General features: G+C 66.9%; 16 protein-coding genes. 11 read left to right on the top strand and 5 right to left on the bottom strand.

Annotation, left to right across the window (positions count from 1 at the left end; translation table 11 throughout):
* Positions 1 to 164 precede the first annotated feature (164 nt).
* Complete coding sequence (locus tag P5W99_RS18060) at positions 165 to 608, top strand: CBS domain-containing protein (protein WP_421026550.1); 444 nt, start codon at positions 165 to 167, stop codon at positions 606 to 608.
* 199 nt (positions 609 to 807) lie between these two features.
* On the opposite strand, the gene P5W99_RS18055 is transcribed toward P5W99_RS18060, so the two are convergent.
* Both P5W99_RS18055 and P5W99_RS18050 read right to left on the bottom strand, forming a co-directional pair.
* Positions 808 to 1,161 (bottom strand): DUF4148 domain-containing protein, encoded by a 354-nt coding sequence (locus tag P5W99_RS18055; RefSeq protein WP_421026549.1) that lies wholly within the window; start codon positions 1,159 to 1,161, stop codon positions 808 to 810.
* Between the two features lie 157 nt (positions 1,162 to 1,318).
* Entirely contained in the window at positions 1,319 to 2,017 is a 699-nt protein-coding gene (locus tag P5W99_RS18050; protein WP_421026548.1) for a DNA-3-methyladenine glycosylase, read from the bottom strand.
* A gap of 234 nt (positions 2,018 to 2,251) precedes the next feature.
* Between P5W99_RS18050 and P5W99_RS18045 the strand changes: the two genes are divergently transcribed.
* Positions 2,252 to 2,644 (top strand): hypothetical protein, encoded by a 393-nt coding sequence (locus P5W99_RS18045; RefSeq protein ID WP_421026547.1) that lies wholly within the window; start codon positions 2,252 to 2,254, stop codon positions 2,642 to 2,644.
* A 54-nt stretch (positions 2,645 to 2,698) separates the two neighbouring features.
* Here P5W99_RS18045 and prpR read toward each other — a convergent pair whose 3' ends face one another.
* The gene (prpR, locus tag P5W99_RS18040; protein ID WP_421026546.1) at positions 2,699 to 4,810 is read right to left on the bottom strand and encodes a propionate catabolism operon regulatory protein PrpR; all 2,112 of its coding nucleotides are present in this window, start codon (positions 4,808 to 4,810) and stop codon (positions 2,699 to 2,701) included.
* A 197-nt stretch (positions 4,811 to 5,007) separates the two neighbouring features.
* On the opposite strand from prpR, the gene prpB reads away from it, so the two are divergent.
* The 5 genes from prpB (at position 5,008) to prpF (ending at position 11,511) form a co-directional block, all read left to right on the top strand.
* A complete protein-coding gene (gene prpB, locus P5W99_RS18035) occupies positions 5,008 to 5,898 on the top strand; it encodes a methylisocitrate lyase (RefSeq protein ID WP_421026545.1) in 891 nt (296 codons plus the stop codon).
* A gap of 54 nt (positions 5,899 to 5,952) precedes the next feature.
* Positions 5,953 to 7,119, top strand: coding sequence for a bifunctional 2-methylcitrate synthase/citrate synthase (prpC, locus tag P5W99_RS18030; protein ID WP_421026544.1), 1,167 nt, complete (start codon positions 5,953 to 5,955; stop codon positions 7,117 to 7,119).
* 137 nt (positions 7,120 to 7,256) lie between these two features.
* Positions 7,257 to 9,851 carry a Fe/S-dependent 2-methylisocitrate dehydratase AcnD gene (gene acnD / locus P5W99_RS18025; RefSeq protein WP_421026543.1) on the top strand — a complete coding sequence of 865 codons (2,595 nt, stop codon included), beginning with the start codon at positions 7,257 to 7,259 and terminating at the stop codon, positions 9,849 to 9,851.
* Positions 9,852 to 9,912: 61 nt separating this feature from the next.
* The gene (locus P5W99_RS18020) at positions 9,913 to 10,296 is read left to right on the top strand and encodes an endonuclease domain-containing protein (protein ID WP_421026542.1); all 384 of its coding nucleotides are present in this window, start codon (positions 9,913 to 9,915) and stop codon (positions 10,294 to 10,296) included.
* Between the two features lie 24 nt (positions 10,297 to 10,320).
* Positions 10,321 to 11,511: a 2-methylaconitate cis-trans isomerase PrpF gene (prpF, locus tag P5W99_RS18015; RefSeq protein WP_434664098.1), complete on the top strand. Its 1,191-nt coding sequence runs from the start codon at positions 10,321 to 10,323 to the stop codon at positions 11,509 to 11,511.
* 173 nt (positions 11,512 to 11,684) lie between these two features.
* On the opposite strand, the gene P5W99_RS18010 is transcribed toward prpF, so the two are convergent.
* Complete coding sequence (locus P5W99_RS18010; RefSeq protein ID WP_421026540.1) at positions 11,685 to 12,602, bottom strand: peptidoglycan DD-metalloendopeptidase family protein; 918 nt, start codon at positions 12,600 to 12,602, stop codon at positions 11,685 to 11,687.
* A gap of 658 nt (positions 12,603 to 13,260) precedes the next feature.
* Here P5W99_RS18010 and P5W99_RS18005 point away from each other — a divergent pair.
* Together P5W99_RS18005 and P5W99_RS18000 are read left to right on the top strand one after the other, a co-directional pair.
* Positions 13,261 to 14,361: an OpgC domain-containing protein gene (locus P5W99_RS18005; RefSeq protein WP_434664095.1), complete on the top strand. Its 1,101-nt coding sequence runs from the start codon at positions 13,261 to 13,263 to the stop codon at positions 14,359 to 14,361.
* A 298-nt stretch (positions 14,362 to 14,659) separates the two neighbouring features.
* Entirely contained in the window at positions 14,660 to 15,418 is a 759-nt protein-coding gene (locus tag P5W99_RS18000) for an alpha/beta hydrolase (RefSeq protein WP_434664427.1), read from the top strand.
* A 49-nt stretch (positions 15,419 to 15,467) separates the two neighbouring features.
* On the opposite strand, the gene P5W99_RS17995 is transcribed toward P5W99_RS18000, so the two are convergent.
* The gene (locus P5W99_RS17995) at positions 15,468 to 16,535 is read right to left on the bottom strand and encodes an AI-2E family transporter (RefSeq protein WP_434664092.1); all 1,068 of its coding nucleotides are present in this window, start codon (positions 16,533 to 16,535) and stop codon (positions 15,468 to 15,470) included.
* Between the two features lie 382 nt (positions 16,536 to 16,917).
* Between P5W99_RS17995 and P5W99_RS17990 the strand changes: the two genes are divergently transcribed.
* Together P5W99_RS17990 and P5W99_RS17985 are read left to right on the top strand one after the other, a co-directional pair.
* Positions 16,918 to 17,208, top strand: a complete 291-nt coding sequence (locus P5W99_RS17990) for a DUF3331 domain-containing protein (protein WP_421026537.1) — start codon at positions 16,918 to 16,920, stop codon at positions 17,206 to 17,208.
* 287 nt (positions 17,209 to 17,495) lie between these two features.
* Complete coding sequence (locus tag P5W99_RS17985) at positions 17,496 to 20,006, top strand: adenosylcobalamin-dependent ribonucleoside-diphosphate reductase (protein WP_434664089.1); 2,511 nt, start codon at positions 17,496 to 17,498, stop codon at positions 20,004 to 20,006.
* Positions 20,007 to 20,067: the final 61 nt, after the last annotated feature.

The following is a 20,067-nucleotide window of genomic DNA, read 5'->3' as shown; positions in this document are numbered from 1 at the left end:
GGACGCATATCCTGGTGCCGCGCGCCAGCCCATCGGCCTATACTGGTATGGCTTTCATGGCTTACTGCATCATGGCTCACTGAACGGTCGCGGGCAGCGCATACCCCGCTCGCGCCACACCACGCAATGTCCGAACCACACGAAGGACGAACAGGAGTCGCCCTATGACGAGCGTTGCCCAAGTACTCAAATCCAAGCCGGAACAGGTGGTCCATACGATTGCCGCCAGCGATTCCGTGTTCAACGCCATCCGCCTGATGGCCGAAAAGCAGATCGGCGCACTGGTGGTCACCGACGGCGACGCGATCGTCGGCATCGTGACCGAGCGCGACTATGCGCGCAAGATCGTGCTGATGGACCGCTCGTCCAAAACGACCCCTGTGCGCGACATCATGAGTCCGCACGTGCGCTTCGTTCAGCTCGACCAGACCACCTACGACTGCATGGCGCTCATGACCGAGCGGCGCATGCGCCACCTTCCTGTCATGGCCGAGGGCAAGCTCGTGGGCATGGTGTCGATCGGCGACCTCGTGAAGGAAATCATCGCCGAGCAGCAGTTCACAATCTCGCAACTGGAGCACTACATCACGGGCGGCGCGGGCACGTGACGGCCCGCTCCCGTCGAAATACCCGCATGCGGCAGCCAGCAAAAAACGCCCAATCCCGAGCGGGTTGGGCGAAGCCGCCTTGCGGCGGCGGAGGTTACACGCATGAAAAATCGGGCGCTCGCTTGCAAACCGGCAAGCGAGCCGGCCAGGCGGGCGCCACCCGTCTGGCCGGCCTGCGCGCGGCGTCTGAGCGCCTGAATCAGTTACCGAAATAGGTCGACTGGGCCGGCGACGGCGCCACGCGCGGCGCGGGCTGGCCCGACTGCATCGTGCCCATCGGCGCGCCGCCGTAGCCGGTGTCGGCTACCGGCAATTGCGCCTGGGCCATGCCCTGTTGTTGCGACACGCGCGCTTCGGCGGCCTGGATGTCTTGCGGATACATCGAGTCGTTAGCCGTCGCCGGGTTATAGCCGGCCTGCTCGATCTGGATCAGTTCCTGGCGCACTTCGGCGCGGGACTTGGGGGCGCTGCTCGAATCCTGCGCGAACGACAGCGCCGGAGCGGCAACGAGGGCGGCGACAACCGCGGCTTGAATCAGAGTACGGGTCTTCATGATCACTTACCTCCATAGCTTGTTCTGCGCCGGCCGGCAGCGCCTTGCCGCGAGCCAACGATTTCAAGTTTATTAAGACAAGAGATAAGGGCAAATACCTATTTCTCTAAAATACAATTCCGTACCTGGCAACAATGCAATATGCAATGAATCGGCTTCAAACGCCCTCCCCCAGCAGCTTGCGCGGACCGCTGACAAACGGGTTGCCCACCTCGTAAAAACGCAGTAGCCGATGGGTCTCGCGCGACAAGCCGATGCGAGTCGTCACGCCCGTGGCGCTCTCCAGCGCTTGCTCCGCTCCGTTTTGCATCGTCGCGTCCAGCCGCCCAATCCACAGCCCTTGCCCGCTGCAAAGATCGAAGCCGTCGAACGACTGGCCGACGCCATAAGCCTGCGTAAGCCGCCCGGGTCCGCGCGCGAGGTCGCGCAGCGGCGCGCCGCGGCGGCGGTGCGTCATCGCCGCCAGTCCTTCGAGCGGCTCCACGGCGCGAAACAGCACGCCCGCGCCCACCTCCTCGGCTTCGCTCGACATGTTGAGCATGTAGGCGCTGCCGTAAGTGAGCCGGATATACGCATGCCCGCGCGCAAGGAACATCGACGCGTTCCAGGCGCGCCGCCCAATGAAGGCGTGGCTCGTTGAATCGCCGAGCGGGTAGGCTTCCACTTCGACGAGGCGGCCCGCGATGCGCCCCTCGTCGGAGTCGCGAACGAGATACTTGCCGACCATGAAGCGCGCAAGCTCGACCGTGTCGATGGGCAGGTCCTCGCGGCGCAGCGGCACGATGGGCAGCGCGACATGCGCGTCGCCGGATGGCGTGCTGGCGTTGCGGGTGAATTTGCTGGCTACGGTCGACATGGCCTGCGCCTCCGATGCGGGAATGGCCGATTGCCGTCGATCGATCCAGGGGCGCGATCGCGGCCGTGCGGGAACCGGCCGAGTGTAGCGCCGCGCTCCCGGGCGCGCCCACCCGCCTGGCTTCGATCACACCGCATCGGTGTCACGCGCGCTGCCCTGTTGCGCTACCATCGTCGCCATGGGCGCGCGCCTTGCGCGCCGCGCGATGTCGAACCCACTCCAGGAGCCGCCACGATGGACGAAGCCCGCGCAATCCAGTTCCTCTCCGAGATCCGCAAGCCGCTCCTCACGCTGCACAAGGCGATCCTCGACCACGAGCGCGCCGTATATGAACGCGAGTTCGGGCCGACGCCGCCGGCGGCCTTCCTGCAAGTGTTGATCAACGGGCCGGAGTTCCGCTGGCTGATGCCGCTCTCGACGGTGATTGCGAACGTCGACGAAACGCTCGACGCCAAGGACGCCAAGTCTGAAGACCGCGTGGGCGCCGCCGAAGGCGTGGCTGGGCTCTTCGCAGGCGAGGAGTCGGTGGAGTTTTTCGAGCGCTATCAGGCGCTCCTGCAAAAGAGCCCCGAGGTGCTGCACCTGCACGGCGGGGTTGCGAAGCTGCTCAACGGCATCAAGAACTGAGCGCGCGACGAGGGCGGCGGCGCGTCCTCGCACGCCCTCGCACGCCCTCCCACGTCAGGACTCGCGCGCCGCTTTGCGCCGCACACCCTCTCCATTTCCTCCGCCTGCGTGATTCGCGCCCGGTTTGGCCTTCGCGGCGTTCAGGCGCCGCCAGAGCGTCGTCTTGCTGATGCCAAGCTGCGCGCACACGCGGTCGCGGTCGCCGCCATGCGCTTCGAGCGCTGCGCGAATCTCGTCGGCTTCCACGTGCAGGCTGCGCTCGCGCAAGGTGAGCGGCTGACCGGCCGGACCGGCTGGCATATCGACCGGAGCGGCCGTCGCATCCTGCACGGCCCGTGCATCGTGCAACGCCGCTGCGCCCGGCATGGACATTCCTCGCGCTGCGCCGCCGCGCAGCTCGAACACCTCGGGCGCGATCGAGCGCAGCACCTCGGGCGTGAGCACGTCCACGTCAGAATCGGCCAGCTCCACCACCATCCGCTCCACCACGTTCTGCAATTCGCGCACGTTGCCTGGCCACGCATGACGCGCAAGCGCGTCGCCGACGGGCGCGAGCGCGCGCGCCGCGTCGTCCTGGTTGCGGATGCGCAGCGCCACGCGCGGCTCGCGGCGCGCCGACTGCTGCAGCAACTCGGCGGCGAGCGGCACGATGTCCGCGCCGCGCTCGCGCAGCGGCGGAATCGCCAGATTCAGAATATTCAGCCGATAGAACAGATCCGCGCGGAATTCGCCCGAGTCGATCTGCTCGGTGAGCCCGCGGTGCGTGGCCGCCACCACGCGCACGTCCACGCGCGTGGGTTCGGTTGCGCCGAGGCGCACCACCTCGCGCTCCTGCAGCACCCGCAGCAGACGGCTTTGCAGCGGCAGCGGCATCTCGCCGATTTCGTCGAGAAAGAGCGTGCCGCGATGCGCGGCCTCGATCAGCCCGACCTTGCCGCCGCGCCGCGCGCCCGTGAACGCGCCTTCCTCGTAGCCGAACAACTCGCTCTCCAGCAGCGCTTCGGGAAACGCGCCGCAGTTGATCGCCACGAACGGGAAATCGCGCCGCGCACTCTCGCGGTGGATGCCTTGCGCCACCATCTCCTTGCCGGTGCCGCTTTCGCCGCGGATCAGCACGGTAGCGTCCGAGCGCGAGTAGCGCTGCGCGAGCTCGCGCACGCGCGCGATGCCCGGCGTCGCGCCGCTCAGGTCGCCGAGCCGGTAGCGCGCCACGAATTGCTGGGTGCGCTGGCGCGAACGCAAGGTGCGGTCGAGCCGCTCCACCGCGCGCGATTCCTGGAACGTGAGCACCGCGCCCGAGGCCACGCCATTGTCGACGAGCGGCCCGCGATGCACGACATAGCTCACGCCGCGCACGGTTTCGAGCGATTCGCCGTCGGCGTCGGGCAGCGTGAAGGCGATGTCGGGTGCGAGCTCTTCGAGCGAGCGGCCCGCCGCCGCCGCCGGGTCGACGCCGAGCACGGCGGCAAGGCGCTGGTTGATCGCCTCCACGCGCCCGTTCGCGTCGAGCGCCACCACGCCGTCGCGCAGATGCTGGAGCACGCTGTCGAGGCGCTGACGCCGCTGCGTTTCGCGCCACGTGGCCTGCACGACTTCGAGCGCGTTGTCGAAGGCGAGCCGCACCGAGGAGCGCGAGTAGACGAAAAACGGCACGAGCCCGAGCCGCGCCGCAAGGTCGTTCACATGACCCGGCCCCACCACCGCGCCCACGCCCCGGTCGCGCAGGTCCAGCACGCAAGCCTCGGCGTCCTGCACGGTGCGGTAGGACGCGAACACCACATCGAGGCCGTAGGCGCTCGCGAAGCGCCGTACTTCGGCTGGCGTCTCGCCATAAGTCACGAGCGCGACGAGGTCGGCCTCGCGGCGCGCGCGCGCGAGCGCCTGCATCACGTCGAAGCCGGTGGGCTGCACGAGCACCACGGGCAAGTCGATGCGCGCCTTCAGCCAGGTGCCGTTCGAGCCCGCCGCCACGACCACGTCGGGCCGCTGATGGGGCGCGGCCGCCGCGATTTCGGCCGCGGCTTCCTCGAAGCCGCGCGGGACCACGCGCAGGTCGGCCAGCCCCTCGTATTCGCCGGCGATGTCGCGGAACAGGTCGCGCAGACGGCTGATGCCCATCGCCCAGACGCGCGGGCGAAATTCGGAAGCAGTGGGAAAGCGATTCATGGGGCGGCGGTTCATCATCGGCTCGAAATTTCATTATCGCGCGATGATTTCAAATTTGAAATCACAATTTCATGCAGGAAATTGGGGCGCAAGGCGGCCTCGGCGCGATCAGGCGAAAAATCAACGCATTAGCGGCGTTGGTCAGAGCTGGCACGGTATCTGCAGTATGAGCCCCGTTCCTTTGGAGACTCGCACACATGAACAGCAAATCCCCCGCAAGCGCCGGCGCGAAATTCCGCGCGGCCGTAGCCACCGAACAACCGCTGCAGGTCGTGGGCGCCATCACCGCCTATGCCGCCAAGCTCGCCGAGCAGACCGGCTTCAAGGCGGTGTACCTCTCGGGCGGCGGCGTGGCCGCCAACTCGCTCGGCGTGCCGGATCTCGGCATCAGCACGATGGACGACGTCCTGATCGACGCGCGCCGCATCACCGACGCCGTCGACATCCCGCTGATGGTCGACATCGACACCGGCTGGGGCGGCGCCTTCAACATCGCGCGCACGATCAAGTCGTTCATCAAGGCGGGCGTCGCCGCCGTGCACCTCGAAGACCAGGTGGGCCAGAAGCGCTGCGGCCATCGCCCGGGCAAGGAAGTCGTCTCGACCGACGAAATGGTGGACCGCGTGAAGGCCGCCGTGGACGCGCGCACCGACGATGGCTTCGTGATCATGGCCCGCACCGATGCAGCAGCCGCGGAAGGCATCGACGCCGCCATCGAGCGCGCGGTCGCCTACGTGGAAGCGGGCGCCGACATGATCTTCCCCGAAGCCATGAAGACGCTCGACGACTACCGCCGTTTCCGCGCGGCCGTGAAGGTGCCGATTCTCGCGAACTTGACCGAATTCGGCTCGACGCCGTTCTTCACGACCGAAGAACTGAAGAGCGCCAACGTGGACATCGCGCTCTACTGCTGCGGCGCGTACCGCGCAATGAACGCGGCGGCGCTGAACTTCTATGAGACGGTCAAGCGCGACGGCACGCAAAAGGCCGCCGTTTCGACGATGCAAACGCGCGAGGACCTTTACAAGTACCTCGGCTATCACGCGTATGAGGACAAGCTCGACGCGCTCTTCGCCGCGAAGAAGTAACGCCGCACAAGCATTCAACTATCTGCCCAGATTAGAGAGAGGAAGGACGACACCATGAGCGAAACCGACAACACCACGCAAGCCGCAGGCGCCTTCAAGCCGAAGAAGTCCGTCGCGCTGTCCGGCGTGACCGCGGGCAACACCGCGCTGTGCACCGTGGGCCGCACCGGCAACGACCTGCACTACCGCGGCTACGACATTCTCGATCTCGCCACCGCGTGCGAATTCGAAGAAGTCGCATACCTGCTCGTGCACGGCAAGCTGCCGAACACCGCCGAGCTCGCTGCCTACAAGACCAAGCTCAAGGCGCTGCGCGGCCTGCCCGCGAACGTGAAGGCGGCGCTCGAATGGGTGCCGGCTTCGGCGCACCCGATGGACGTGATGCGCACGGGCGTCTCGATGCTCGGCACCGTGCTGCCGGAGAAGGACGACCACAACCTGCCCGGCGCGCGCGACATCGCCGACCGCCTGATGGCCTCGCTCGGCTCGATGCTGCTGTACTGGTATCACTACTCGCACAACGGCAAGCGCATCGAAGTGGAAACCGACGACGACTCGATCGGCGGCCACTTCCTGCACCTGCTGCACGGCCGCGAGCCGTCGAAGTCGTGGGTCGACGCGATGCATGTCTCGCTGAACCTGTACGCGGAGCACGAGTTCAACGCCTCGACCTTCACGGGCCGCGTGATCGCCGGCACGGGCTCGGACATGTACTCGGCCATCACCGGCGCGATCGGCGCGCTGCGCGGCCCGAAGCATGGCGGCGCCAATGAAGTCGCGTTCGAGATCCAGTCGCGCTACGACACGCCGGATCAGGCGGAAGCCGACATCCGCCGCCGCGTGGAAGCGAAGGAAGTCGTGATCGGCTTCGGCCACCCGGTCTACACGATCTCGGACCCGCGCAACAAGGTGATCAAGGAAGTCGCGAAGAAGCTCTCGAAGGAGCAGTCGAACCTGAAGCTGTTCGACATCGCCGAGCGCCTCGAATCGACGATGTGGGAAATCAAGAAGATGTTCCCGAACCTCGACTGGTTCAGCGCGGTTTCGTACCACATGATGGGCGTGCCGACGGCGATGTTCACGCCGCTGTTCGTGATCTCGCGCACGGCCGGCTGGAGCGCGCACATCATCGAGCAGCGCATCGACAACAAGATCATCCGCCCGAGCGCCAATTACACGGGTCCGGAGAATCTGAAGTTCACGCCGATCGGCAAGCGCTGATCGAGGCACGCCAGCCTGCCGGACGGACTATGCCGTTTGGCAGGCTGGGAGACGGCGGCACGTGCGCGTAGAGTGAGCACATCGCTTACGGCGCGCGTGCCCGCCGCAACCCCACTACACCATTGGTCCCCACAGCCGTGAATACCGCCTACCGCAAGCCCCTACCCGGCACCCGGCTCGATTACTTCGACGCGCGCGAAGCCGTCGAGGCCATCCAGCCCGGCGCATGGAGCACGTTGCCCTACACCTCGCGCGTGCTCGCCGAAAACCTCGTGCGCCGCTGCGACCCGGCCACGCTCACCGACTCGCTCAAGCAGCTCATCGAGCGCAAGCGCGACCTCGACTTTCCGTGGTTCCCCGCGCGCGTCGTGTGCCACGACATCCTCGGCCAGACCGCGCTCGTCGATCTCGCCGGCCTGCGCGACGCCATCGCCGACCAGGGCGGCGACCCCGCCAAGGTGAACCCGGTCGTGCCGGTGCAGCTGATCGTCGACCACTCGCTCGCCGTCGAATGCGGCGGCTTCGACCCGGACGCGTTCAAGAAGAACCGCGCGATCGAAGACCGCCGTAACGAGGACCGCTTCGACTTCATCAACTGGACGAAGAAAGCGTTCAAGAACGTCGACGTGATTCCGCCGGGCAACGGCATCATGCACCAGATCAATCTGGAGAAGATGTCGCCGGTGATCCAGGCGCGCGACGGCGTGGCGTTCCCCGACACCTGCGTGGGCACGGACAGCCACACGCCGCACGTGGACGCGCTCGGCGTGATCGCCATCGGCGTGGGCGGTCTGGAAGCCGAGAACGTCATGCTCGGCCGCGCCTCGTGGATGCGCCTGCCCGACATCGTCGGCGTGGAGCTCACGGGCAAGCGCCAGCCCGGCATCACCGCCACCGACATCGTGCTCGCCCTCACCGAGTTCCTGCGCAAGGAAAAAGTCGTGGGCGCATATCTGGAGTTCCGTGGCGCCGGCGCGTCGAGCCTCACGCTCGGCGACCGCGCGACCATCTCGAACATGGCGCCCGAGTACGGCGCCACGGCCGCGATGTTCTTCATCGACGACCAGACGCTCGACTATCTGCGCCTCACGGGCCGCGAGGAAGAGCAGATCAAGCTGGTCGAAACGTATGCCAAGACCGGCGGCCTGTGGGCCGACACGCTCGCCAATGCGCAGTACGAGCGCACGCTGACGTTCGATCTGTCGAGCGTGGTGCGCAACATGGCCGGCCCGTCGAACCCGCACAAGCGCCTGCCCACCTCGGCACTGGCCGAGCGCGGCATCGCGGGCAAGTGGGAAGAAACGCCGGGGCAGATGCCCGACGGCGCGGTGATCATCGCCGCCATCACGAGCTGCACGAACACCAGCAACCCGCGCAACGTGATCGCCGCCGCGCTGCTCGCGCGCAACGCGAACGCGCGCGGCCTCACGCGCAAGCCGTGGGTGAAGAGTTCGCTCGCGCCGGGATCGAAGGCGGTCGAGCTGTATCTGGAAGACGCGAAGCTGCTGCCCGAACTCGAAAAGCTGGGCTTCGGCATCGTGGCGTTCGCGTGCACGACGTGTAACGGCATGTCTGGCGCGCTCGATCCGAAGATCCAGCAGGAGATCATCGACCGCGACCTGTACGCAACCGCCGTGCTCTCGGGCAACCGCAACTTCGACGGCCGCATCCATCCGTATGCGAAGCAGGCGTTCCTTGCCTCGCCGCCGCTCGTGGTCGCGTATGCGATTGCCGGCACGATCCGCTTCGACATCGAGCAGGATTCGCTGGGCACGGACCAGAACGGCAAGCCGGTGTACCTGAAGGACATCTGGCCGAGCGACGAGGAAATCGACGCCATCGTCGCGCAAAGTGTGAAGCCCGAGCAGTTCCGCAAGGTGTACGAACCGATGTTCGCGGTCACGGCCGCCAGCGGCGAGACCACCGACCCGCTCTACGACTGGCGCGCGCAAAGCACGTACATCCGCCGTCCGCCGTACTGGGAAGGCGCGCTTGCGGGCGAGCGCACGTTGAAGGGCCTGCGCCCGCTCGCCGTGCTTGGCGACAACATCACGACCGACCACCTCTCGCCCTCGAACGCGATCCTGGCGAACAGCGCAGCGGGCGAATACCTCGCGAAAATGGGCCTGCCCGAAGAGGACTTCAACTCGTACGCTACGCACCGCGGCGACCACCTCACGGCGCAGCGCGCAACCTTTGCGAACCCCACGCTCATCAACGAGATGGCCGTGGTGGACGGCGCCGTGAAGAAGGGCTCGCTCGCGCGCATCGAGCCGGAAGGCAAGGTCACGCGCATGTGGGAAGCCATCGAGACCTACATGGAACGCAAACAGCCGCTCATCATCGTGGCGGGTGCGGACTACGGCCAGGGCTCGTCGCGCGACTGGGCGGCCAAGGGCGTGCGTCTTGCGGGCGTGGAAGTGATCGTTGCGGAGGGCTTCGAGCGCATTCACCGCACGAACCTGATCGGCATGGGCGTCCTGCCGCTGGAGTTCAAGGCGGGCACGAACCGCACGACGCTGGGCATCGACGGCACGGAGACGTATGACGTGATTGGCGAGCGCACGCCGCGCGCCGACCTCACGCTCGTGATCCAGCGCAAGAACGGCGAGCGCGTGGAAGTGCCGGTCACGTGCCGCCTGGACACGGCGGAGGAAGTCTCGATCTACGAAGCGGGCGGCGTACTGCAGCGCTTCGCACAAGACTTCCTGGAGTCCTCCCAGGCGGCGTAACCGGCGATAGCCCCTCTCCCCCTGGGGGAGAGGGGCTGGGGAGAGGGGAAAGGGAAACGCGATGAATCAGACCCAACGAGCCAGAGCCCTGCGCCAAACCATGACCGACGCGGAACGGCTGCACTGGCGCCACCTCCGCGCGCATCGCCTGCACGGTCAGAAATTCCGCCGCCAGCAACCCATCGGTCCGTATATCGTGGACTTCGTGCATTTCGGTGCGCGCTTGATCGTCGAAGCCGATGGCGGCCAGCACAACGACAACGCCAACGATGCGGTGCGTGACGCGTGGTTGAAGCGCCAAAGCTTTACGGTGCTGCGTTTCTGGAACGACGAGATATTGCTGAACACCGAAGCGGTGCTGGAGGCAATTCTTGGCGCGCTCGGCAAGAACACTTCCCCCTCTCCCCCGGCCCCTCTCCCTCAAGGGAGAGGGGAGATCGCGTAACTTCATCGATACAGGATTTTTTCCATGGGACATAAACCCCAGATCCGCATTCCCGCCACCTACATTCGCGGCGGCACCAGTAAAGGCGTGTTTTTCCGCCTCCAGGATCTGCCCGAAGCCGCGCAGCAACCCGGCGAGGCGCGCGACAAGCTGCTCATGCGCGTGATCGGCAGCCCCGACCCCTACGGCAAGCAGATCGACGGCATGGGCGGCGCCACCTCCAGCACCAGCAAGACCGTGATCGTCGCCAAAAGCAGCCGGCCCGACCATGACGTCGACTATCTGTTCGGCCAGGTCGCCATCGACCGCGCCTTCGTCGACTGGAGCGGCAACTGCGGCAATCTCTCGGCCGCGGTCGGTCCGTTCGCGATCAGCGGCGGGCTTGTCGACCCGAGCCGCATTCCCGCCAATGGCACCGCCACCGTGCGCATCTGGCAGGCCAATATCGGCAAGACCATCGTCGCGCATGTACCCATCACGGACGGCGAGGTGCAGGAAACCGGCGACTTCGAGCTCGACGGCGTGACCTTCCCCGCCGCCGAAGTGCAGCTCGAGTTCCTCGACCCCGCCGCCGAAGAAGAAGGCGCGAGCGGCGCGATGTTCCCCACCGGCCAACTCGTGGACGACCTCGAAGTGCCGGGCGTCGGCACGCTCAAGGCCACCATGATCAACGCCGGCATTCCGACGATCTTCGTGAACGCCGAAGCCATCGGCTATACGGGCACGGAACTGCAGGACGCCATCAACGGCGACGCCGAAGCGCTGAGGAAGTTCGAGACCATCCGCGCGCACGGCGCGCTGCGCATGGGCCTCATCAAGGACCTCGACGAGATCGCCACGCGCCAGCACACCCCGAAGATTGCCTTCGTGGCGAAGCCGCAGGGCTATGCGGCTTCGAGCGGCAAGCGCGTGGAAGCCGGCGACGTCGATCTGCTGGTGCGCGCGATGTCGATGGGCAAGCTCCATCACGCCATGATGGGCACGGCGGCGGTGGCGATCGGCACGGCGGCGGCCATTCCGGGCACGCTCGTGAATCTCGCGGCGGGCGGCGGCGAGCGCAAAGCGGTGCGCTTCGGCCATCCGTCGGGCACGCTGCGCGTGGGCGCCGAGGCGCACGAGGAAAACGGCGAGTGGGTGGTCAAGAAAGCCATCATGAGCCGCAGCGCGCGCGTGCTGATGGAAGGGTCGGTGCGGGTGCCGGGAGATGCGTTTTGAGACGCGGTTTTCAGCAGCGCGCGGTTTGCGCTGATTGAAAAAACGTCCTGACGCGGCGATGCGTCAGGACGTTTTTTGCTTTATGGCAATGTGTTGGCTCTATCTGATCGAGCAAGCGAAGCTGTCCGGCAATCGGACGCGACGCCCTTGCGCCGCGCTCCGAAACGGCGCGCTCAGCTCTGCGGAGCGGGCAGATACGGTATCGGGTCGACCGGCTTGCCGTCGCGGCGCACCTCGAACATCACCGCCACGCGGTCGTTGTTCTCGCTGCCCATCTCCGCGATCTGCTGGCCCTGGTGGACCATGTCTCCCGTCCTCACGAGCAGGCGCCGGTTGTGCGAATAAGCCGTCAGGAAGTCCTTGTTGTGCTGGACGATGATCAGGCTGCCGTATTCGTTCAGGCCCGTGCCCGCATACATGACCTTGCCGTCGGCGGCGGCGATCACCGGGTCGCCGGCCTTGCCTGCGATCTCGATGCCGCGCGTCGTGCCCGGCTCGAACGGCTCCACCACCTTGCCCTTAGCGGGCCACACCAGCGCCACGCTGCGGGCATGGCGCTTGACTTCGGCCGCGACCTGGCGGCTGTCCTCGGCGCTCGTCGTCGAGCTTGCCGCCGAATCTGCTGCCGCGCTGCTTCCCTTGCTTGCTGCGCCGCCGGATTGCGCGGGCGCCGCGGCTTGCACCGTGATCGTCTGCTTAGAGACCAGCTTGAGCGACTGGCCGATCCGCACGTGGCTGGTGGGCTTGATGCCGTTCCATGCCGCGATGTCCTTGACCGCAACCTTGTGGCTCGCCGCGATCCCGAGCAGCGAGTCGCCGCGGCGCACACGTATCCACGTGGTCTTGGTGACCACGCGCGTGACAGGCGCGGCTGCTTGCAGCTGGCTCGCCGACGCTTTCGCGGCGGTGGCGGCCGCATCCGATGCGGCGCTCGCGGCAGCCGACTGATCGGGCTGCGGCTGCGGCTGCGCCGGTTGCTGGTCAACGTTTGCGCAAGCGCCCAGCAATGCCGCGAGACCGAAGCCTGCGAGACATTGCCAGAGACGGCGCGCCAGACCGTTGGCGCCTTGCCCGGAACGATCGTCGAACATGGTTGTTGCTCTCCTGTCCCATGCAAAGCCGCTCATCGCAACGGAACGCCACTCGGGCGCCCGAGCAGGTCTGCAGCGTCGAAACGCGCTCCCTTCCGCTCTCCGGCCAGTCGCATGCGCCGGCCCGGCCCCATCCGCGTTCAAATTGCGGGCTTTACATGACAAAATCCGCTACCGTCGCGCAAATTCCATGACAGCAGCTCCGAATCCATCTTAAAAACCGTCTGGCATTGTAAAACGCATTTCACATATATCCGGTAGGCAACAACACTCTGATACAAATCTTAAAAATACGAAGAATGTTCTCGTCCCGCGCGCACTGAAATAGAGTCAGATCGAGCGCTCATCCGACATATCGGCAGGCTGAACCAGAACTTAAGTAGCCGAGTCTCCTGAAAGCCGTTTGAAACTCATGTAGTATTGCCCCCGTCAAGCGGATAACCCGAAGCATGGGAACCTTGACGCGTCAATTCAGGTCATTCCTGGGGCCTCCGTTGTGCATTCGCGGGGGCTTTTGACTTTTCGCGCCCCTCCGGCTTCGTGCGGGAGGCGGCCCGCCACTGCAGCGACCTTTTTGCATGCGCCAGGTCGGCCGTGCGCGCCCTCCCCGGCCGACCTAGCCCCACATGGCGCGCCACAGCCGGCTGACGCCCGATCCATGTCACAGTCACCCAAACGTCTCGTCGAGCTCGACTTCTTTCGTGGCCTTGTCCTGCTGATCATCGTCGTCGATCACATCGGCGGCAGCATCCTCTCGCGCGTCACGCTGCATGCTTACGCGCTGTGCGATGCCGCCGAAGTGTTCGTGTTCCTGGGCGGCTTCGCCACGGCCACCGCGTGGGCCGCGCTTTGCGCGCGCCGCACCGAGGCCGCCGCGCGCCAGCGCTTCATCAAGCGCGCGTTCGAGATCTACCGCGCCTTCGTGGTCACCGCGCTGCTCATGCTGCTCGTGACCGCGATCATGGTCGCCTGCAACGTCGACGCGCCGAACCTCGCCACCACCGATCTCGACGATCTCACGCTCGCCCCCGCCGCCGCACTGCGCGATATCGTGCTGCTGCGCCGCCAGCCGTATCTCGCGGGCGTGCTGCCGATGTACGCGTGCTTCGCGCTGGCCGCGCCGCTGGCCCTGCCGCTCGCGCGCACGCGCCCGTGGCTGCTGGCCGCTATCAGCTTCGCGCTGTGGGCCATCGGCCCGTATCTCACGCCGTGGCTGCCGCACGTGGCCGACATGAGCTGGGACTTCAATCCGTTCGGCTGGCAATTGATGTTCGTGGCCGGCGTGATTGCCCAGGCGCAGCCGGTGTTCCAGAGCGTCACCGCGCAGCGCAGGCTCGGTGCTTTCGTCACCGCGCTCGCGCTCGCCGTTGTCGTGGCCGCCGCCATCTACCGCCTGCATCTGGGCGACACCACGCTCGACAGCGACTACAAGCGCAATCTCGCGTGGTTTCGCGCCGTCAACTTCTTCGGCATCGCGTGGCTCACCGCGCACATGATCCGGCTCGGCTGGGCGAAGAAGCTCGCCGCCGCGCTGCCGTGGGTGGGACTCGTAGGCCGCAAGGGGATGCTGTCGTTCGTGGCCGGCGCGGTCATCTCGCTGACGGTGGACTCGGTCCTCTACTGGTACACCGACGGCTATCTGAACGTGCCGCTCGGCCTCGCCGCCGACGCCATCGCATTGACCTCGCTGCTGCTGGTTGCGCGCGCATCCGATCCGCTCAAGCGCCTGCTGCCCTCGCGCGCGAGGGTGTCGGCCTGAAGAAGGGTCGGCCTGAAAAGCGCCGCCGCGCTTCCGGCGCGCACGGGCCGCTGCTAGCATGATGGGCCCGCGCGCCGCTGACGCGCCTTCCTCATCGGCCACGCCTGCCATGCGCAGACCTCCCCGCACCGCGGACTTTGCACCGTCTTTCGCACCGTCTTTCGCACCGTCTTTCGCACCGTCTTTCGCCGCGGCGCGCGTGGCGCTGCTCCGCGCGGCGCTCGTGATCCTCATGGCCTTCGCGACCTTCGCGGCGCTCGTCCCGTTCGCCGGGCGCGCCACGGCCGGCACGGTCGCCATGCACAGCTTCCACGCGACGGCGCTCGGGCGCGACTGGCCTTACGCGGTCTATCTGCCCACCGGCTATCGCACCGACGCCGCACGCTATCCGGTGCTCTACCTGCTGCACGGCAACAACGGCGACGCGATGGACTGGGTCACCCAAGGCGGCCTGCAAAACACCGCCGACACGCTAATTGCGCGCCACGAGATTCCACCAGTCGTGATCGTGATGCCGCAAGGCGGCACCGACTGGTATGTCGACCGCAAGGAAAAGATGGAGACGGCCTTTTTCGCCGATCTGATTTCGGAGATCGAATCGCACTTCGCCGTCGAGAACCAGCGCGACGGCAGGGCAATCGGCGGCGTCTCGATGGGCGGATTCGGCGCGCTGCGCTACACGCTCGAACACCCGGAAATGTTCTGCGGCACGCTGCTGCTCTCGCCGGCGATCTACTCGGGCGAGCCGCCGCGCTCATCGTCGGCGCGGCGCGTGGGGGTCTTCGGCGAGCATCAGTTCGACTCGCAGGTCTGGCACGCGCTCAACTATCCCGCGCTCTGGAGCGGCTATTTCGGGCGGCCCTGGCGCATCCCCATCTTCATCGCCTCGGGCGACGACGACCTCGTGATCCAGGCCGAGTCGTCGCTGCTCTACACGCGCTTGCGCGAGGCCGGCAATCCGGCTGCGCTGCGCATCGTCGATGGCGGCCACGTCTGGCCCGTCTGGCGCCAGTTGCTGCCCGCCGCGCTCAAGTACGCGCTCGCCTGCGTGCACTGAGCGTGCGCTGAGCGCGAGCCTCAAGAAGCCGAGGGCAAAAGCAACCGCGTCACTCGGCCCAGTTCACCCACAGCACCATCAGCACCGTCATGAGCGCCGGGCCGATGAAAATGCCGATCAGCCCGAACGTGGTTGCGCCGCCGAGAATGCCGAACAGTACGAGCAGAAAGGGCAGGCGCGTCGAATTGCCGATCAGCACGGGCCGCACGAAGTGCTCGGCGACGAACACGACCACGCAGCCGCACACCGCGAGCACGATGGCGCCGATGACCGAGCCCTGCACCAGCAGCCACAGCGCCGCGCCGCAGAACACCACGGGCGCGCAGAACGGCACCATTGCCGCAATGGCGGTCACGGTGCCGAGCAGCGCCGCGTGCGGCACGCCGGTGAGCACGTAGGCAAAGCCGAGCAGCACACCCTCGCCCAGCCCGACGACCACGAGTCCCGTCACGGTCGAGCGCACGGCCGAAGCCATGCGCTGAAGCAGTTGCGCGCCGTCCGCGCCGAACGCGCGCCGCGCGCCGCGCATCACGGTGCCGGAGAGCCTCGGCCCCGCCTGAAAGATCACGAACAGCGTGACGAGCATGAAGCCGAAGGTCATCGACGCATGCAAGGCGCGCGCACCGAAATGCCGGCCGAACGAGACGAGGGTATCGCCATGCAGGCTCTTCATCGCGGACGAATCCTTGAGCGGCTGCGCAAGATTCGCCTGCCACCAGGCGCTCACCGTATGGCTACCGATCGGCAGCCGCGCGACGGAGTCGGGCACCGGCACACCGTTCTCCTGGGCCGCGCGCAGCCACAGATAGAGCTCGTGGGCCTCGCCCCCCGCCTGGATCGCCGTGACCGTGATCGGCAGCACGACGAGCAGCGCGATGGCCACCGTGAGCACCGTGGCGATCCAGGTCGTGCGGCACTTGAACCAGCGGTGCCGCTCGATGGCTTGATAGGCCGGCCACAGCGCGATCGCGACCACGCTCGCCCAGGCCACGGCGGGCAAAAATTCGCGCACGACCCACAGCGCGAGCAGGACGAGCACGGCGAACAGCGCGGCGGACGCGAAGCGCTGGAGTTTTTGCTCGTTTGCGGAGTTCGGAGCGGGTGGGCGTTGAATCATGTAACCTCATAAAAATTCAGCAAGACGGCGCGTGCGGTGCAGCAAATGTTTCCCGCCGCGAGCCGCCAGCATAAGCGCGGCACGCTGAAAACGCGAACGCCCAGGTGCGGCGACAGGCCGCGTTTGACCAGATGGGCGCCACCTTCCAGCGTTTGAACACTCCCTCCTCCAGGCCACAGTCATGTCGCGCCTGGTACAACACTGCGTTGCACAAATTCGGCAGGTCAAACCTTGATCGCCCGCAAACCCGCATTCCTTCGTCATTCGCAATGTGTCGCAGGGGGATTGTTTCGGTAACCGCAACGGTGTTTCTACGCGGGCACAATGGCTCTCGACAGCGCGCAGGAATACAGTCCGGGCACACCCACTTACGGAGCCGACAATGACAAAGAACGCGTGCCTCGCGCTTGACGGAATCCACGGTGAACGCATCGAAATCCTCGAACAAACGGATTCCGCGCTCGTGATCCGCTGGGTCGAACCCGGCCGCTGCCACTATGGCGAGCAGCGCTGGCGCCGCCGCTCGGCGCACACCTCGGGAACCTGCGCCGTCACGCGCCGCAAGATCCGCCGCGGCGACGCCGTGTTCAAGCCCGCCGAACGACCGGCCCCGCTCAATGCTTCGGTGATGATCGCGGCAGAAGTATTCGGCGACCTGATCGAAGAGCGGTAAGCGCCGGCGACACCCGGCCGCCACTGCGGTAAGGTTGCACAAGATGGCGCCGGTTGCGCACAGCATGCGCAGCGGACGCCCCGTCCAGCAACCGCCGCGCGCCCATCGCATCGTTTGTTTTCGCCCACGTGTGGCGCGGCGCTCCGAGAGGCCCCGCCATGGCAGAAAACACGCCCCCGCTTCCGCTCGCTTCAAGGTCCGTTTCAAAGTCCGCCTCCAAGTCGGCCTCAACGCCCGCTCCAAAGCCCGCTTCAAAGCCGCCTGTCCAGCCCTTCTCGCTCGACGTGATGCTCGAAAAGTACGCAAAGGGCGACGAGCAGAGCGCCGACGACATCTACCGCCGCGTCGCCCACGGCGTCGCACAGGCCGAGCCGCCCGCGCTGCGTACCGAAGTGGAGGCGCGCTTCGTCGACAACCTGCGCCACGGCGCGCTGGGCGCGGGCCGCATCATGAGCGCGGCGGGCGCCGGCATCGAGGCCACGCTGATCAATTGCTTCGTGCAGCCAGTGGGCGACAGCATCCAGGGCACCGACGACGAAGGCCGCCCCGGCATCTACGTGGCGCTCTTGCAAGCCGCCGAAACCATGCGGCGCGGCGGCGGCGTCGGCTACAACTTTTCGGCGATCCGCCCGCGCGGCGCGCACGTCAAATCGACGGGATCGAGCGCTTCCGGGCCGTGCAGCTACATCGACGTGTTCGACGCCTCGTGCCGCACCGTGGAGAGCGCGGGCTCGCGGCGCGGCGCGCAGATGGCCGTGCTCGACTGCGATCACCCCGACCTGCCCGAGTTCATCGAGGCCAAGCATTCGAAGGGCCGCTGGAACAACTTCAATGTCTCGGTGGCGGTCACGGACGCGTTCATGCGCGCCGTCGAAAACGACGAGATCTGGCCGCTCGTGCATCGCGCCGAACCCTCGCCCGCGCTGCGCGCAGCGGGCGATCTCAAGCAGCGCGAAGACGGCCTGTGGGTCTACGCCGAAAAGCGCGCCCGCGCGCTGTGGGACACCATCATGCGCTCGACCTACGACATGGCCGAGCCCGGCGTGGTGTTCATCTCGCGCATGAACGAGGACAACAATCTGCGTGCGCTCGAAAGCATCCGCGCGACCAATCCGTGCGGCGAGCAGCCCCTGCCCGCCTACGGCTGCTGCAATCTCGGCCCGCTCGACCTCACGCGCTTCGTGCGCGAGCCGTTCGCGCAACTGCGCGGTGGCCAGCCCGCCTTCGACTGGGACGAGCTCGCCGCGCGCACCGCCACCCAAGTGCGCTTTCTCGACAATGTGCTCGACGTCACGCTCTGGCCGCTGCCCGAGCAGCAGGCTGAAGCCGCAGCCAAACGGCGCATCGGCGTGGGCTTCACCGGCCTCGGCGACACGCTCGTGATGCTCGGCATCCGCTACAACTCGGAGGCCGGCTGCGCGTTCGGCGCGCGCGTGGGCCGCACCATGCGCGACGCGGCCTACCGCGCGTCGGTGGCGCTCGCGCGCGAGCGCGGGGCGTTCCCGCTGTTCGATGCCGCCACCTATCTCGCGCCCGGCACCTTCGCCTCGCGCCTGCCTGGGGACCTGCAGGCCGAGATCCGCGCGCACGGCATCCGCAACAGCCATCTGCTCTCGATCGCGCCCACCGGCACGGTGAGCCTCGCGTTCTCCGACAACGTCTCGAACGGCATCGAGCCCGCGTTCTCGTGGACCTACCAGCGCACCCGCCGCATGGCCGACGGCAGCAACGAAACCTTCATGGTCGAGGACCACGCGTGGCGCGTCTATCGCGAGCTCGGCGGCGACGTCGACACCTTGCCCGACTATTTCGTGAGCGCGCTGCAGATGAGCGCGCAGGAACACGTGGCGATGATGGCGGCCGTGCAGCCGTTCGTGGACACGTCGATCTCGAAGACCGTGAACGTGCCCGCCGACTACCCGTTCGACGCGTTCGAAGACCTCTATCTCGACGCCTGGCGGCGCGGCCTCAAAGGCCTCGCCACCTATCGGCCCAACGAGACGCTCGGCGCGGTGCTGCAAACGCTGCCCGCCGCCGGCAACGCGCTCGACGACGCCCAGGGCGACGCCCTGCTCGACCCGCTGCGCGTGGCGATCGACCATCGGCCCAAGGGCGAGCTGCCCGCCGTGATCGAGAAAATCGAATACCTCACGCAGACCGGCAAGGTCTCGCTCTACGTGGCCGTTTCGTTCCTCGAAGTGACGGGCCAGGTGGGCGGCGAATCCGTGACGATCGAGCGGCCCATCGAATTCTTCATCCCCGTCGGCCAGCGCGACGAGTCGCAGCAATGGATCACGGCGACGATGCGTTCGCTCTCGCTCGCGGCGCGCGGCGGCTTCGTCGCGCGCAATCTGCAGGACTTGCGCAAGGTGTCGTGGGACCGCGGCCAGGTGCGCTACGGGCAGACACAGCGGCTCGACGGCACGCGCACGCCTCGGTGGCACGACTCCGAGGTCGCGGCGATCGCCTATGCGATCCAGCAAATCCTGCACCGGCGCGGCTTTCTGGATGCCGAGGGGCGCCAGGTGCCGTCGCGGCTGCTCGCCCAGCGGCGCGCCGAAGCGGCGGCGTTCTCGAACGCCTCATTGGCATCAGCGGCCATCGACGAAGCCGATGCCGCAGCCCGCGCGGGCGACCAGGTGCTGGACGGCCCCAATGCGCTGCCCGCCGATGCGGCGCTCGCCGCGCCGCACGCGATGCTCGGCCGCAAATGCGGTTCGTGCGGCGCGAACGCGGTCATCCGGCGCGATGGCTGCGACTTCTGCACCGCGTGCGGGGAAATCGGCAGTTGCGGTTAGGCCGGAATTCGGGCGGAGGTTGGGTAGGTTGGGGGGAGATTTGGGCATTGATGCTCCCCCG

Source organism: Paraburkholderia sp. A3BS-1L, from assembly GCF_051125215.1.
Lineage (GTDB): Bacteria > Pseudomonadota > Gammaproteobacteria > Burkholderiales > Burkholderiaceae > Paraburkholderia.
The sequence above is the reverse complement of the archived record's forward strand: the minus strand, read 5'-3'. Positions and strand labels throughout refer to the sequence as shown.